This is a genomic window from Luteimonas wenzhouensis (assembly GCF_007859305.1).
Taxonomy (GTDB): Bacteria; Pseudomonadota; Gammaproteobacteria; order Xanthomonadales; family Xanthomonadaceae; genus Luteimonas; species Luteimonas wenzhouensis.
In genome coordinates this window covers 188,681-202,159 of sequence record NZ_VOHE01000001.1, presented here as the reverse complement: position 1 = coordinate 202,159, position 13,479 = coordinate 188,681, and the positions used below count along the sequence as shown (strand labels likewise).

Genomic DNA, 13,479 nt, shown 5'->3' with positions numbered 1-13,479 from the left:
TTTGGGCTGGGCCGGGTCGCGGTCGGGGTCGGGACAGGTGCGAAGGTAGTCACAGCGACAGCGCGCGCAGCTCGCTGCAGGACCGGGCGCGCTCCCAGACCTCGTCGATCCCGGCGCTGAGCTGGCGGGCACGGGCGCGGGCGTGATGCTCCGTTTCGCCATCGAAACGGTGGCCGAGCGGACGCAGGAAGTAACCGCCGGCATCGTTGGCGACCAGGGCCGAGGGGCAGTCGCGATCCACCGGGTCCTCGACCTCGCGGAACGCGAACACGCTGGGCAGGCGCTGGCCCAGCGCGATCAGCGGCGCGTGCGCACGCTGGGCGGCGAGGGCGTCGTGCAGCAGCACGCGCACCTGCGGGCCGTGGCCGCCGGTGGCGAACCGGCGCAGTGCCGCGAGCACCCGCCGATGGTCGTACAGGCCCGGGTCGAGCGCGCGGCTGTGGATCCACAGCCGCCTGCGCGCGGCGGCGACCACCGCCACGGTCGCCGCCACCGCGCCGGCGCGGTCGTGGACTTCGACCGGCCGGTCCAGCCGCTGCGCCATCGCCTGGTGCTCGATGCCGGCCTCCATGAACGGTGGGCCGACCGGGACGAAGCCATGCCGCCGGTAGAAGTCGATCGCGCCCGCCTGCGCATGCAGGTTCACCCGGGACAGGCCCTGCCCGCGCGCGATCCGCAGCAGCGCGTGCAGCAGGGCGCTGCCCACGCCGTGGCCGCGCCATTCGGGCAGCACCGCCATCCGCCCGATCCGGCCGTCGGGGGCCAGGCGCGCGGTCCCGATCGGGCGGCCGTGCCGGTCGCGCGCCAGCACGTGCCGGCAGCGCGGGTCCAGGTCGTCGATCTCGATCCCGGCGGGCACGCCCTGTTCCCGGATGAACACCGCCTCGCGCACCGCGCGCAGCTGCGGCCGCGCGGCGTCGTGGTCGACGGCGACCACCTGGAACGGGCCGGGCGGGTTCACCCCGCGTCCCCCTCCGGCAGCCACTGGTAGCTGCCGGCCAGCAGCAGTGCGTGCACCGCATCGCGTCCGGCGGGGGAGAGCGCGGCGTAGAGCGCGCCGTCGATGCGCTCGCTGGCGGCGATGCGCCGCGCGTCCGCGGGCGGCAGCGGGAAGTCCTGCCCGGAGACGTACAGGCGCGCGCCATCGGCCGCCCGGCGCCAGGCCATGCGCGAGAACGGGTGCCGCTGGAGCACGCCGCCGCCGCGCTGGAGCGACCACTCCACCTCGATCCGGGACGGAGGCTCGCCGTCGCCGGCAACCACGTCCACGCTGCGGTAGCGGGTGATGAAGCGGCCGAACCAGTCGCCCAGCCGGTCCGGGTCGCGGAAGCGCAGCGCGTTGAGCGCCTCGACCACGCGCGCCATGGCGGCGGCGTCAATCTCGTTGGGGTCTTCCGGCGGGGCCAGGTCGGGGTCGGTGTAGCGCACTGACTCGTCGGCCTCGGCGGCGAGGGTGTCGATGTAGTCGCCCATCAGCTCGGCCGCGGACGGGGCGCGCATGCCCACCGAAAAGGTCAGGCAGGGATCCTCGGCGATGCCGTGGTGGGGCACGCCAGGCGGAAGGTAGAGCATGTCGCCGGGTTCGAGCACCCAGTCGTGGCTGGGCGTGAACTCGCGCAGCAGCTTGATGTCGACGTCGTCCCGGAAATCGAGCCGGGGGTCCGGTCCGGCGTCGATCAGCCAGCGGCGGCGGCCCTGGGCCTGCAGCAGGAACACGTCGTACTGGTCGGTGTGGGCGCCGACCGAGCCGCCGGTGGCGGCGAAGCTGACCATGATGTCGTCGATGCGCCAGCGCGGGATGAAATCGAAGTGCGGCAGCAGCGCGGCCACGTCGGCATCCCACTTGTCCACGTCCTGGACCAGCAGGGTCCAGTCACGGTCGCCCAGGGTCGGGAACAGTTCCTCGGGGAAGGGGCCGGTGCGCACGCGCCAGGCGTCGCGTGCGCGGTCGTGCTGGATCAGCCGCGACAGTGCGAGTTCCTCGCAGGCCAGGCCGGCCAGGTCCTCGGGCTCGATCGGGGTCACGAAGCCGGGGAAGGCGCCGCGGATGAGCACTGGACGCTTCTGCCAGTAGTCGCGCAGGAAGCGCGCCGGCGCCATCCCCAGCGGGCGGTGGCGACCGGCCCGGACTTCGATGGGCGGCGTCGGGGCCTTCGTCCGGCCGGTGCGCGTGGCCCGGCTCATGGGTTCGCCCCTTCGCTGGCGAGGCGGCGCCCGAGGCGCTCCTCGGCGGCGCGTGCATAGGCCGCGCAGGCGCCGGGGTCGGCCAGCGGGCGGGTGGCGTCCGGGCCCAGCCGCGCCCACAGGCCGCTGGCGGAGGGATGCGGCGTCACCAGGATCCCGCAGTCCAGGGCCGCGACCCGGGCGACGCTCTCGCGCAGCCGCGCCACCGCCCCGGGATGGTCGCTGAAGCGGAAGTCGTCCCTGGACACCGCGGTCAGGCTGTCCGCGTAGACCAGAGGCTGGCAGTCGTCGCCGGCGCACGAGCGCCAGGTCCAGCTGGTGCCGCCGGCCGCATGGCCGGGGGTGGGGACTGCGTGCAGCTCGATACCGCCCGCATGCACGATGCCGGAGGCCGGGATGGGGCGCACGTCGGCGACCGGGGCGAAGTCGTCGAGCAGGCCGAACTGCGGGTCGCTTTCGTCGCTGGCGCCGCGCCGCAGGGTCTCGATCGCCTCCGGGGGCGCGTAGACCGGCGCGCCGGTGGCCGCCTGGACCGCGGCCAGGCCGCCGACGTGGTCGAAGTGCTCGTGCGAGAACACGATCGCGCGCACGTCCGCGGGGTCGAAGCCGAGGGTGCGGATGTTGGCCAGGATCTGCTCCCCCGCCGCCGGCGTGGCGCCGTCGACCACGACGTGCCCGTCGGGCGAGGTCACCAGCAGGGCGCTGATGCCGCAGGTGCCGACGTACCAGGTGTTGCCGTGGACGTGGAACGGCGTGGCCGGATCGTCCCAGCCCGAATCGTCGCGGCAGGCGGGGATCGGCCAGTCCGCCGACGCCGCGGCGGAGGCCGGCCCGTCCTGCGCCGCGGCCGTGGGTGCGGGCGCATCGCCGGCAGAACAGGCCGCCAGCGCGACCAGGGCGGCGCATGCGATGGGGAAGCGTCGTGTCATGTCGTGATCTCGTCGTAACCCTTGCCGAGGAACTGCAGCAGGCACCAGCCATGGCCGAAGGGATCGGCCAGTTGCGCGATCCGGCCCCAGGCCGCCTCGCGCACCCCGCCTTCCTGGCGGGCGCCGGCGTCGAGCGCGCGCGCCAGCGCGGTGTCGAGGTCGTCGACCACCACGTCCACGTGCACCGGCGTCCAGTGCCGGGCATAGGTGCGCGGCTGGTCGCCGGTACCCAGGCTCCCGGTCGGCTTCTGCAGCAGGTAGATGGGCGCTTGGGCGCCCAGGAGTTCGAGCACGCCGTCGCCCAGGCGGCGTCCGTCGCGCAGGCCGAACGCTTCGACGTAGAACCGCCTGGCCGCGGCCAGATCGGGGACGTCGATGTTCAGCAGCAGGCGCATGGGTCAGATGCCTGAGGCCAGCTCCGAGGCCAGGCCGGTGTAGCTGGCCGGGGTCATCGCCAGCAGGCGCTGGCGGTCCGCCTCGGGCAGCTCCAGCGACTGGATGAAGGCGCGCATCGACTCGGCGGTGATGCCCTGGCCGCGGGTCAGCGCCTTGAGCTGCTCGTAGGGGTTGGGCAGGCCGTGGCGGCGCATCACCGTCTGCACCGCCTCGGCCAGCACCTCCCACGAGGCATCGAGGTCGGCGGCCAGGCGCTCGGGATTGGCGCCGAGCTTGCCCAGGCCGCGCAGCAGCGCGTCCAAGCCGATCAGGGCGTGGCCGAAGGCCGTGCCCAGGGCGCGCAGCACGGTCGAGTCGGTGAGGTCGCGCTGCCAGCGGCTGATCGGGAGCTTGGCCGCGAAGTGCTCGAACAGGGCGTTGGCGATACCGAAGTTGCCTTCGGCGTTCTCGAAATCGATCGGGTTGACCTTGTGCGGCATGGTCGAACTGCCGACCTCGCCGGCGACCACCGCCTGCCTGAAGTAGCCCAGCGAGATGTAGCCCCAGACGTCGCGGCACAGGTCGATCGCGATGGTGCCGATGCGCTTGTGCGCGTCGCACAGTTCGGCGATGTAGTCGTGCGGTTCGATCTGGGTGGTGTAGGGGTTGAACTCCAGTCCCAGCGACTCGACGAAACGGCGTGCGAACGCGGGCCAGTCCACGTCCGGGTAGCTGGCGACGTGGGCGTTGTAGTTCCCCACCGCGCCGTTGATCTTGCCGCAGATGGCGATCCCGGCCAGCTGGTCGCGCTGGCGCTGCAGGCGCGCGACCACGTTGGCGATCTCCTTGCCCACCGTGGTCGGCGAGGCGCTCTGGCCGTGGGTGCGCGAGAGCATCGGCAGGCCGGCGTGCTCGTGGGCCATCGCGCGCAGCTTCGTCACCACCTCGTCCAGCCGCGGAAGCAGCACCTCGCGCCGGGCGCGCTCGAGCATCAGCGCGTAGGCAAGGTTGTTGATGTCCTCGCTGGTGCAGGCGAAGTGCACGAACTCCAGCGCCTGGGCCAGGTCCGGGCGCGCCTGCAGCCGCTCCTTGATGAAGTACTCGACCGCCTTGACGTCGTGGTTGGTAGTGCGCTCGATCTCCTTGACCCGCGCGGCGTCGGCCGGGGAGAACCCGCGCCACAGCGCCTGCAGCGCGTCGGCCTGCGCGGCGTCGAAGGGCGGCAGCTCGGCCACGCCCGGCTCGGCGGCCAGCGCCAGCAGCCATTCGATCTCCACCCGCACCCGGGCGTGGATCAGCCCGAACTCGGAAAACACCGGGCGCAGCGCCGCGGCCTTGGAGGCATAGCGGCCGTCCAGCGGAGACAGGGCGAGCAGGGTGGCGTCGTGCGGGGATGTGGTCATGCGGGGAGTCCGGCGCGGGGCGGGCCGCCTATTCTAGTGTCCGGCGCAGGCAGGCGGGCCCGCGGCCCGCGCCCCGCGCGGACGCATGGCGCGCCCGCGCGGCTCACGTATGCTTCCCCACGGCGGCGTCGATGCCGCCGCAGACGACTCCGGAGACGCAGCGATGGCCAGGGCGAAGCCACGGACCGCGGGCGCAGGGCGCCGCATCGAACGCGACAGCATGGGCGAACTCGAGGTGCCGGCCGGCGCGCTCTGGGGCGCGCAGACCCAGCGCGCGGTGCTCAACTTCCCGTTGTCGGGCCGGCCGATGCCGCGCGGGTTCATCCGCGCCCTGGGGCTGGTGAAGGCCGCCGCCGCGGGGACCAACGGTGCCCTCGGGTTGCTGCCGCAGGACACCGCCACCGCGATCCGCCGGGCCGCGCTGGCGGTGGCGGAAGGGCGGCACGATGCGCAGTTCCCGGTCGACGTCTACCAGACCGGCTCGGGCACCTCGTCGAACATGAACGCCAACGAGGTGATCGCCGCGCTGGCCTCCAGCAGCCGCCGCAAGGTCCACCCGAACGACCACGTCAACCTCGGCCAGAGCTCGAACGACGTGGTCCCGACCGCGATCCGGGTCTCGGCGCAACTGGCCGTGGTCGAGGACCTGCTGCCCGCGCTGCGCCACCTGCGCAAGGCCATCGACCGGCGCGCGCGGGCCTTCGGCAGGGTGGTCAAGACCGGCCGCACCCACCTGATGGACGCGATGCCGCTCACCTTCGCCCAGGAATTCGGGGCCTGGTCGTCGCAACTGGCCTCGGCCGAGGCGCGCATCGGCGACGCGCTGGCGCGGCTGCGGCGGCTGCCCATCGGCGGCACCGCGGTCGGCACCGGCATCAACGCCCACCCGAAGTTCGGCGACCGCGTCGTGCGCGAGTTGTCCCGGCTGGCCGGGACACGGTTCGAGCCGGCCGCCGACCGCTTCGAAGGCATCGCCTCGCAGGACGACGCGGTCGAGCTGTCGGGCCAGCTCAACGCGCTGGCGGTGGCCCTGATCAAGATCGCCAACGACCTGCGCTGGATGAACTCCGGCCCGCTCGCCGGGCTCGGCGAGATCGAGCTGCCGGCGCTGCAGCCGGGCAGCTCGATCATGCCCGGCAAGGTCAACCCGGTGGTGCCCGAGGCAGTGGTGATGGTGGCCGCGCAGGTGATCGGCCACCACACCGCGATCACCGTGGCCGGGCAGACCGGCAACTTCCAGCTCAACGTGGCGCTGCCGCTGATCGCGGTGAACCTGCTCGATTCGATCGGCCTGCTGGCCAACGCCAGCAGGCTGCTGGCCGACCGCTGCATCGACGGGCTGAAACTGCGGCGCGACAACATCGACGCCGCGCTCGACCGCAATCCGATCCTGGTCACCGCGCTCAACCCGGTAATCGGCTACGCCCGCGCGGCGGCGATCGCCAAGCGCGCCTACGCCGAGAACCGGCCGGTATTCGATGTGGCGCTGGAGGACAGCGGCCTGGACGCCGCCGAGCTGCGGCGCCTGCTCGATCCGCGGGCGCTGACCCGGGGCGGGATCCACGGCGGGGCCGGCGCCGGCGGCTGAGCCGGGCGGGGCGGACGCGTCAGCCGGTGTCGGCGCGGCGGGTCCGGCGCACGCCGTCCCGCGCCAGCCCGCGCCGGACCTCGCGCGCGCACTCGTCGACGTCGCCAGGGTCGAGCGTGGCGTAGGGGCGGAACTCGGGCACCGAGTCGGCCAGGCGCCGCTGCGATTCGAGCAGGTCGGGCAGGCGGTGGCAGATCCGTTCGATCTGCGGCGCGAGAGTGCGCTTGACCGTGCGCTCCACGCGCCGCTCCAGGCGGCCGGTGGCGGCATCGAACAGGAGCCGGAACAGGCCGTGGTCGACGGCGTCGATGGCCGCCTCCGCGGCCTGTTCACCGGCGTCGATCCCGAGCAGCGCCAGTTCGACCACCTGCGCGCGGTAGGCCTGGAGCTGGCGACGCTGTCCAAGGTCGACCGGGACCGCGCGGCCGTCGACCAGCAGGTCGCCGGCCGGGGTGATCTCGCCCTTCGGCGGGGCATCGGCCGCCGGCGCCTTGCGCCGCGCGACCGCCGGCGACTGGCCCAGTTCCAGGTTGCCCTGGACCAGCTCGGCGCGGGCGGCGGCGAGGTCGGCGCGCATCTCGCGGCGGGCCTGGTCCATGTCTTCGCGGATCTCTCCGGAGATGCCCCGCGGGGTGGTGGCGGCCGGGACTGCCGGCGCGGCGCATGCGGCGGCCAGCACGATGGCCAGGCAGGCGGGCAGGCGGAAGGAGGTCGACGGCATGGGCGTGCTCCGTTGGTCCGGATGCGTGGCGGCGGGTCAGCGTGTGGGGTCGCGGTCCGCGGCGGCGCCGGGGCGGTCGGCGGACGCCCCGGTCGCGGCCGCGGCGTCGGCTTCGGCCGCGGGATCAAGGCGGCGGCCGCTGCGCGTTTCGGTGTGCTCCGCCGACGCTGCCTGCTCGGCCATGTCCTGCGCGATGTCCTTGCGGCAGTCCTCGATGTCGTTGACGGTCATGCGCGCGTAGGGCGCGAACTCCGGGCGCGCGGCGGCGAGTGCCTGCTGCGCCTCGAGCAGGCGGGGCAGGCGGTCGCACAGCTTCATCGCCTCGGCCTCCATCTTGCGCGCCTCGGCCTCGACCCGCGCCTCGATCTCCTCGTGGTCGCCGCGGAACAGGCCGGCGATCGCCTCGCTCGCGGCGCGCATGCCCATGTCCACGCCCCGCACCCCCAGGTCCATGCCACGCTCGGCGACGTCGATGAGCGCTTCGCGGTACGCGCGGGCCAGGGCGCGCTCGTGTTCGGTCCGGGTCACCGTCTCCCCGGCGACCACCAGGTCGCCCTGCGGGGTGATGCTGGCGGGCGGTAGCGAGTCGTCACCGCGCTGGCGCACGCGTGCGCCGCCGATGCGGACGTCGTAGTGGTGGTTGAGGCTCAGGTCGCCCTCGCGCAGCTCGCGCCGCGCGTCCTCCATGGCCCTGGCCACGGTCCGGCCCAGCGCGGTGGTGGGCCGGACCGCGTCCGCGGAACCGGGGGCAGGGTCGTCGCGCCCGCAGCCGGCCAGCAGCGGCAGGGAGGCGGCCAGGACGAGGGTGGCGATGGTCTTCATGGCGGTATCCCGATGGATGGATGGTCTCGCGGTGACGGTGGCGATGGCGCCGGTGTGACGGCCGGGCCGCCGGGCCCGGCCGTCCGCCCCGGTCAGCCCTCGTCGCGCCAGCGGCGCAGGCGCACGGCGGCGAAGATCATGGCCGCGCCCGCCAACACCCCGCCCCACAGGTCCACGCTGGCCAGGTTGCGGTACACGCCGGCCGGGCTCATCAGCTGCCGGGCCGCGCCGGGCAGGCTGAAGTCCACGTCCCGCAGGTATTCGAAGTCCATGAAGGTCATCGGGAAGATGCTGGTCAGCGCGCGCAGCACCACGTTGCGGAAGAACGGCCATGTGACATCGCCCAGCACCCCCAGGAACTCCAGCCACGCCACCAGGATCCCGGCCAGCAGCGGCAGCACCACCGCCCACAGGAACGGCTTGCTGCGCGCCCAGGACGAGCACAGCAGCAGCCAGCCGACGGTCGGCAGCGCCCACAGCGCGTACACTGGGATCGCGGCCAGGTACTGCAGCGACAGCAGCAGCGGGCTGGCCGGTCCCCAGAGCAGGGTCACCGGGTTGCCGCCGTAGAACAGCACCACCAGGCTGACCAGCACCAGGAAGCCGAACATGGTCAGGATCGAGGCGATCGTGGCGAGCAGGGGCGCGACCAGGACGGCGCTGGCGACCTTGGACAGCACGGTCTCGCCGTCGGAGAGTGGCAACGATTTCCAGAACAGGACGCTGCGGTCCCTGCGCTCGTCGTACAGCGCGCCCAGGCAGTAGAAGAACACCACGAACGCGAGCACCAGGAACGGCCAGCCCGACGCCATGATCAGGGTCAGGTCGATGCCGTCGCCCAGCCGCGCCAGCTCCTCGTGGCCCATGCGCGAGGTCAGCATGTTCAGGTCCAGGCCGTTGATGCTGACGGAGGTGCCATCGTGCAGGGTGATCTCGGTGTCGCCGCGGAACTTGCCGCGCGCGGCCACCATCGCCAGCACGATGCCCATCGCCGACAGCACCAGGGAGGCCGCCCCGGCGACCAGCGGCGCCCAGAGGAAGCCGCCGCGGTGTTCCCAGAACTCGCGGCGCAGCAGCCAGCCGAAGCGGCGTGCCGCCGTGATCCGCGCGGTCGGGCGCGGGGTCTCGGGCAGGGTATCGACGATGACGTTCATGCGTAGGTTCCCTTCATCGTGGCGACGAACAGATCGGCCAGGCCCGGGGTGCGGGTTTCGCCGTAGGGCGACAGCGCGGCCTGGGACACGCCGTCGAACAGCATCACGGTCTTGCCGAACGGCAGCGAGCGCTCGTCCAGCGGCCCGAGCTGGCGCGCGGCCTCGGCCTGGTTGGCGTCGACCAGCACCTCGACGAACCGCTCGCCAAGGTCCTCCATCGGCGCGTCGAGCACCACCTTGCCGTCGCGGATGAACATCACGTCGGTGAGGATGTGCTCGATCTCCTCGACCTGGTGGGTGGTGACGATGATCGTCTTGCGTTCGTCGAAGTAGTCCTCCAGCAGGCGCTGGTAGAACTGCTTGCGGTAGAGGATGTCCAGGCCGAGGGTGGGCTCGTCGAGCACCAGCAGGCGGGCGTCGATCGCCATCACCAGCGCCAGGTGCAGCTGCACGATCATGCCCTTGGACAGTTCGCGCACCCGCTGCCTGGGGTTGAGCTGGGTGTTGGCGAGGAAGCGCTCGCAGCGGGCGCGGTCGAAGCGCGGGTGGACGCCGGCGACGAAGTCGATCGCTTCGCGCACCCGCATCCAGCGCGGCAGCACCGCCACGTCGGCGATGAAGCACACGTCGCGCATCAGGTCGTCGCGCTCGGTGCGCGGATCGCGCCCGAGCACCTGGAGCGCGCCGTCGAACGGGATCAGCCCCAGCATCGCCTTGAGCGCGGTGGTCTTGCCGGCGCCGTTGGGGCCGATCAGGCCCACGATGCGTCCGGACTCGATCCGGAAGCCGACCCCGTCGAGCGCGACCTTGGCCCGGTAGGCCTTGCGCAGCCCGCGCGCCTCGACCACCGCCATCGATTCAGCAGCGGCGTTCATCGCTTGCCTCCCTGGCCCGAAGCCTGCATCAGGTCCTCCAGCGCCAGGCCCAGCCGCTGGATGCGCTCGAGCACCAGCGGCCACTCCTCGCGCAGGAATCGCTCGCGTTCGTTGATCAACAGTTTCCTGGCTGCCTCTTCAGTGACGTACATGCCCAGTCCCCTTCGTTTTTCGACCAGCGCCTCGTCTGCCAGCTCCTGGTAGGCGCGCGAGACGGTGATCGGATTGAGTTGGTACTCGGCCGCGACCTGCCGCACCGAGGGCAGGGCGTCGCCCGGCTTGAGGACCCCGTCGAGCATCATCGCGATCACGCGTTCCTTCAGCTGGCGGTAGATCGGAGCGCCGTCGCTCCATTGGATATTGGTCATGGCTTCAGCTCCGGCCGCCGGCGCCGCGGGCGAACGAGAAATAGGGCACGGCAATGGCGTTGCGCACCGTGTGGCCGCGGCTGCGCGGCTGGCGGACGGGCGGCTCGTCCTGGCGGACGTCCGTGCCTGCCGCCTCGGATCCGGTGGAAAGTGCGCGGGCGGCCTCGAGGCTGTCGGCGAGGGCGATGGCCACCAGGTCCACGGTGAGCGCCACCACCTCCCTGACCGCCTCCGCATCGACCAGGGCGGCCTGGTCCGCGACACGCACCCGGGTCTCGATCTTGCCGGCCGGCGTGGCCGCGGCAGTCCGCGCCTTCGCTGTCGGCGCCGACGCGGCCCCGGCGGCGACACCCGCGGCGTGGGGGGACTGCCCCGGCACGACCGGGTGCGCGGCCATCAGGCCAACCGCCAGCACCATGCCGGTGACCGAGAAAGCCAGTATCGTGTTGCGCAGCTTGCGGTTCATGGCGTGTCTGCCTTGGTGGATAGGTGTTGTATTCAACTATAACACCAAGACAGGCCATTGCAAGCCCCCGGGGCTCCCGATTGCCCCAACCGAAGTCATGGTCTCGCGCCATTCCCCCTGATCATTGGCGGAAATGCCCATGAAAACAATGAGATACATCCTGTTGCCGTTGCTGCTGGCGTTGGCCGCGCCGGCTGCGGCATCCGGCTTGCTCGAGCGCAGCTACCGGCCGCTGACGGGCAAGACCCCGGTCGATCTGGCGGCCACCTACGGCGGGCAGGTACTGCTGATCGTCAACACCGCCAGCAAGTGCGGGCTGGCCCCGCAGTTCGAGGGGTTGGAGGCCCTGCACGCGCGCTACCGCGAGCGCGGCTTCTCGGTGCTTGGCTTCCCGTCGGCGGATTTCCGCGGCCAGGAATACGAGGACGAGGAGAAGATCATGGAGTTCTGCACCCTGACCTACGGGGTGAAGTTCCCCATGTTCGAGCGCGTGCACGTGGTCGGCGACCAGGCCACGCCGCTGTTCCGCGACTTGGCCGACGCCACCGGCCACTGGCCGCGGTGGAACTTCCACAAGTACCTGGTCGGGCGCGACGGCAAGGTCATCGGCTCGTGGGAAAGCCGCACATCGCCGGAGGATCCACGCATCGTCGAGGCGATCGAGCGCGCACTCCGGGCGCCGGTCCCCGCGGATTGACGTGCTGAACCGCGTTTGTCGCGGCCCGGGTCCGCGATTGCCGAGGCGGGCGCCGGCCGCGACAATAGCGCCCCTTGCGCCGCGCCTGCGGCGCGTGCCGGAGTGTCCAGTCGAATGAACCGTTTTGCGCGTGGCGCCGCCGCGCTGTGCCTGATCGCCCTGGCGGGAGCCGGGGCCGCGCTGGCCCAGGCCGTGGCCGGCCTTGCGGGAGAACGCCAGCAGATCAGCTACGTCGTGGGCATGGACATCGGCCGGTCGCTGGCCGAGGTGGGGCCGGACCTGGACTATGCGAGCTTCGAGCGCGCCATCGCCCACGCGATCGGCGGTGGCGAGGCCCTGGTGGACCAGGAAGAGGCGCTGCAGCTGGGTCAGGCGCTGGCGCAGCGGATGGCCGCGCGCGGCGGGCGCCGGGTGCCCGGGATGGCGCCGGGTTCGGTGCCGCCGCCGGTCGACCCGGTGAAGGTCGGCCTGCTGACCGGACACCAGATGGGGCGCTCGCTGCGTCCGCTGGCCGACACCCTGGACGTTCCGGTGCTGGTGCAGGCGGTGCGCACGGTGATCGAGGGCGGCACGCCGCTGCTGTCCACCGACCAGGCGTCCGAGGCGCGCGAGGCCCTGGAGCGCCATACGCGCCGCCAGGCCGAGCGCATGGCCGAGGCCAACCGCATCGAGGGCCAGGAGTTCCTGGCCCGCAACCGCGCCGAAAGGGGCGTATTCGCCACCGCCTCCGGGCTGCAGTACAGCGTGTTGCGCGCCGGTTCCGGCCCGCGTCCGCGCCCGGGCGATCGGGTCCAGGTGCATTACCGCGGTACCCTGCTCGATGGCACCGAATTCGACAGTTCCTACGCCCGCGGCCAGCCGGCCGAGTTCGGTCTCAACGAGGTGATCGCGGGCTGGACGGAGGGCCTGACCCTGATGCCGGTGGGGTCCCACTACCGTTTCTGGATCCCGGGCGAGCTGGCCTACGGCAGGAACGGGAGCCCGCCCCTGATCGGCCCCAACGCCACCCTGGTGTTCGAGGTCGAACTGCTCGCCATTCCCTGATGTCCCCCGCGGCGCGTCGGCGCCGCCGCCCCCGCCGTATGTCGCACTGGAGTTTCCCCATGACAGTTTCCAAGCGTTCCATCCCCCTGGCCGTGCTCGCGTTCGCCGTCGCGGGGACCCTGGCGGCCTGCCAGCCGCTCGACAAGGAGACCGGCAAGCCGATCGCCAGGGACGGGACGGAGGCCGAGGAATCGGCCCAGGTCCCCGAGCGCGGCGGCATGAGGACCGAGCGCGAGCAGGTCAGCTACGCGATCGGCATGCAGATCGGCGAAAGCCTCAAGGGGGTCAGGGACGAAGTCGACCTGGCCACCGTGTTCAAGGCCGTGCGCAGCACCGTCGACGGCAAGGAGCCGCTGCTGTCCCAGCAGGACGTGATGGAAGTGATGCAGGGCTTCGGCATGCGCATGCAGGCCAGGCAGATGGAGGAGTTCGCGCGCATGGCCGAGGAGAACGCGCAGGCCGGCGAGCGCTTCCTGGCCGAGAACGCGGGCAAGGAAGGCGTGCAGACGACCGCATCGGGCCTGCAGTACCTGGTGCTCGAACCGGGCGACGGGCCGAAGCCGTCAGCCACCGACACGGTGCGCGTGCACTACCGCGGCACCCTGCTCGACGGCGAGGTGTTCGACGACTCCTACGCGCGCGGCGAGCCGGTCGAGTTCGCGCTCAACCAGGTGGTGCCGGGCTGGCAGGAAGGCCTGCAGCTCATGCCGGTGGGCAGCAAGTACCGGCTGTGGATCCCGGCTCAACTCGGTTACGGCGAGGGCGGCACCCCGGGCGGCCCGATCGGTCCCAACGCCACCCTGGTGTTCGAAGTCGAACTACTCGACATCGTCCGCCCCGGCGGCTGAGCCAG

General features: G+C 72.3%; 15 protein-coding genes. 4 read left to right on the top strand and 11 right to left on the bottom strand.

The annotated features are described in order from the left end of the window. Window positions 1-49 precede the first annotated feature (49 nt). The 5 genes from FQY79_RS00960 to purB are packed head-to-tail and all read right to left on the bottom strand — an operon-like array spanning window position 50 to window position 4,891. Window positions 50-961, bottom strand: coding sequence for a GNAT family N-acetyltransferase (locus tag FQY79_RS00960; RefSeq protein WP_246122960.1), 912 nt, complete (start codon window positions 959-961; stop codon window positions 50-52). Beyond that, window positions 958-2,184, bottom strand: coding sequence for a ribosomal protein uL16 3-hydroxylase (locus FQY79_RS00955; protein ID WP_146309915.1), 1,227 nt, complete (start codon window positions 2,182-2,184; stop codon window positions 958-960). The genes FQY79_RS00960 and FQY79_RS00955 overlap by 4 nt, the downstream gene beginning before the upstream one ends. Further along, window positions 2,181-3,113, bottom strand: coding sequence for a subclass B3 metallo-beta-lactamase (gene bla / locus FQY79_RS00950; protein WP_146309913.1), 933 nt, complete (start codon window positions 3,111-3,113; stop codon window positions 2,181-2,183). The genes FQY79_RS00955 and bla overlap by 4 nt, the downstream gene beginning before the upstream one ends. Further along, window positions 3,110-3,508, bottom strand: coding sequence for a VOC family protein (locus FQY79_RS00945; RefSeq protein ID WP_146309911.1), 399 nt, complete (start codon window positions 3,506-3,508; stop codon window positions 3,110-3,112). The genes bla and FQY79_RS00945 overlap by 4 nt, the downstream gene beginning before the upstream one ends. A gap of 3 nt (window positions 3,509-3,511) precedes the next feature. After that, window positions 3,512-4,891 (bottom strand): adenylosuccinate lyase, encoded by a 1,380-nt coding sequence (purB, locus tag FQY79_RS00940; RefSeq protein ID WP_146309909.1) that lies wholly within the window; start codon window positions 4,889-4,891, stop codon window positions 3,512-3,514. A gap of 163 nt (window positions 4,892-5,054) precedes the next feature. On the opposite strand from purB, the gene FQY79_RS00935 reads away from it, so the two are divergent. Next, a complete protein-coding gene (locus FQY79_RS00935) occupies window positions 5,055-6,479 on the top strand; it encodes a class II fumarate hydratase (RefSeq protein WP_146309907.1) in 1,425 nt (474 codons plus the stop codon). Window positions 6,480-6,498: 19 nt separating this feature from the next. On the opposite strand, the gene FQY79_RS00930 is transcribed toward FQY79_RS00935, so the two are convergent. The 6 genes from FQY79_RS00930 to FQY79_RS00905 all read right to left on the bottom strand — a co-directional run bounded on the left by FQY79_RS00930 (window position 6,499) and on the right by FQY79_RS00905 (window position 10,885). Continuing rightward, entirely contained in the window at window positions 6,499-7,200 is a 702-nt protein-coding gene (locus tag FQY79_RS00930) for a YggN family protein (protein ID WP_146309904.1), read from the bottom strand. A 36-nt stretch (window positions 7,201-7,236) separates the two neighbouring features. After that, the gene (locus FQY79_RS00925; protein WP_146309902.1) at window positions 7,237-8,022 is read right to left on the bottom strand and encodes a YggN family protein; all 786 of its coding nucleotides are present in this window, start codon (window positions 8,020-8,022) and stop codon (window positions 7,237-7,239) included. A 92-nt stretch (window positions 8,023-8,114) separates the two neighbouring features. Next, window positions 8,115-9,176: a hypothetical protein gene (locus FQY79_RS00920; protein ID WP_246122959.1), complete on the bottom strand. Its 1,062-nt coding sequence runs from the start codon at window positions 9,174-9,176 to the stop codon at window positions 8,115-8,117. Continuing rightward, window positions 9,173-10,051 (bottom strand): ABC transporter ATP-binding protein, encoded by an 879-nt coding sequence (locus tag FQY79_RS00915; protein ID WP_146309900.1) that lies wholly within the window; start codon window positions 10,049-10,051, stop codon window positions 9,173-9,175. The genes FQY79_RS00920 and FQY79_RS00915 overlap by 4 nt, the downstream gene beginning before the upstream one ends. Continuing rightward, on the bottom strand, window positions 10,048-10,419 hold the full coding sequence (locus FQY79_RS00910) for a GntR family transcriptional regulator (protein WP_146309898.1): 372 nt from the start codon (window positions 10,417-10,419) through the stop codon (window positions 10,048-10,050). The genes FQY79_RS00915 and FQY79_RS00910 overlap by 4 nt, the downstream gene beginning before the upstream one ends. Before the next feature lie 4 nt (window positions 10,420-10,423). Next, window positions 10,424-10,885: a hypothetical protein gene (locus FQY79_RS00905; protein WP_146309896.1), complete on the bottom strand. Its 462-nt coding sequence runs from the start codon at window positions 10,883-10,885 to the stop codon at window positions 10,424-10,426. Between the two features lie 133 nt (window positions 10,886-11,018). Between FQY79_RS00905 and FQY79_RS00900 the strand changes: the two genes are divergently transcribed. The 3 genes from FQY79_RS00900 to bamJ all read left to right on the top strand — a co-directional run bounded on the left by FQY79_RS00900 (window position 11,019) and on the right by bamJ (window position 13,474). Beyond that, window positions 11,019-11,582, top strand: coding sequence for a glutathione peroxidase (locus FQY79_RS00900; RefSeq protein WP_146309894.1), 564 nt, complete (start codon window positions 11,019-11,021; stop codon window positions 11,580-11,582). 114 nt (window positions 11,583-11,696) lie between these two features. Next, window positions 11,697-12,626, top strand: coding sequence for an FKBP-type peptidyl-prolyl cis-trans isomerase (locus FQY79_RS00895; protein ID WP_146309892.1), 930 nt, complete (start codon window positions 11,697-11,699; stop codon window positions 12,624-12,626). After that, window positions 12,626-13,474: a BamJ family beta-barrel-assembly machinery protein gene (bamJ, locus tag FQY79_RS00890; RefSeq protein WP_425463161.1), complete on the top strand. Its 849-nt coding sequence runs from the start codon at window positions 12,626-12,628 to the stop codon at window positions 13,472-13,474. The genes FQY79_RS00895 and bamJ overlap by 1 nt, the downstream gene beginning before the upstream one ends. Window positions 13,475-13,479: the final 5 nt, after the last annotated feature.

Excerpts from the sequence above, each read along its gene's own strand:
- FQY79_RS00955 (WP_146309915.1), bottom strand. The coding sequence starts at position 2,184 with ATGAGCCGGGCCACGCGCACCGGCCGGACGAAGGCCCCGACGCCGCCC.
- bla (WP_146309913.1), bottom strand. The coding sequence starts at position 3,113 with ATGACACGACGCTTCCCCATCGCATGCGCCGCCCTGGTCGCGCTGGCG.
- FQY79_RS00945 (WP_146309911.1), bottom strand. The coding sequence starts at position 3,508 with ATGCGCCTGCTGCTGAACATCGACGTCCCCGATCTGGCCGCGGCCAGG.
- purB (WP_146309909.1), bottom strand. The coding sequence starts at position 4,891 with ATGACCACATCCCCGCACGACGCCACCCTGCTCGCCCTGTCTCCGCTG.
- FQY79_RS00935 (WP_146309907.1), top strand. The coding sequence starts at position 5,055 with ATGGCCAGGGCGAAGCCACGGACCGCGGGCGCAGGGCGCCGCATCGAA.
- FQY79_RS00930 (WP_146309904.1), bottom strand. The coding sequence starts at position 7,200 with ATGCCGTCGACCTCCTTCCGCCTGCCCGCCTGCCTGGCCATCGTGCTG.
- FQY79_RS00925 (WP_146309902.1), bottom strand. The coding sequence starts at position 8,022 with ATGAAGACCATCGCCACCCTCGTCCTGGCCGCCTCCCTGCCGCTGCTG.
- FQY79_RS00920 (WP_246122959.1), bottom strand. The coding sequence starts at position 9,176 with ATGAACGTCATCGTCGATACCCTGCCCGAGACCCCGCGCCCGACCGCG.
- FQY79_RS00915 (WP_146309900.1), bottom strand. The coding sequence starts at position 10,051 with ATGAACGCCGCTGCTGAATCGATGGCGGTGGTCGAGGCGCGCGGGCTG.
- FQY79_RS00910 (WP_146309898.1), bottom strand. The coding sequence starts at position 10,419 with ATGACCAATATCCAATGGAGCGACGGCGCTCCGATCTACCGCCAGCTG.
- FQY79_RS00905 (WP_146309896.1), bottom strand. The coding sequence starts at position 10,885 with ATGAACCGCAAGCTGCGCAACACGATACTGGCTTTCTCGGTCACCGGC.
- FQY79_RS00900 (WP_146309894.1), top strand. The coding sequence starts at position 11,019 with ATGCCCATGAAAACAATGAGATACATCCTGTTGCCGTTGCTGCTGGCG.
- FQY79_RS00895 (WP_146309892.1), top strand. The coding sequence starts at position 11,697 with ATGAACCGTTTTGCGCGTGGCGCCGCCGCGCTGTGCCTGATCGCCCTG.
- bamJ (WP_425463161.1), top strand. The coding sequence starts at position 12,626 with ATGTCCCCCGCGGCGCGTCGGCGCCGCCGCCCCCGCCGTATGTCGCAC.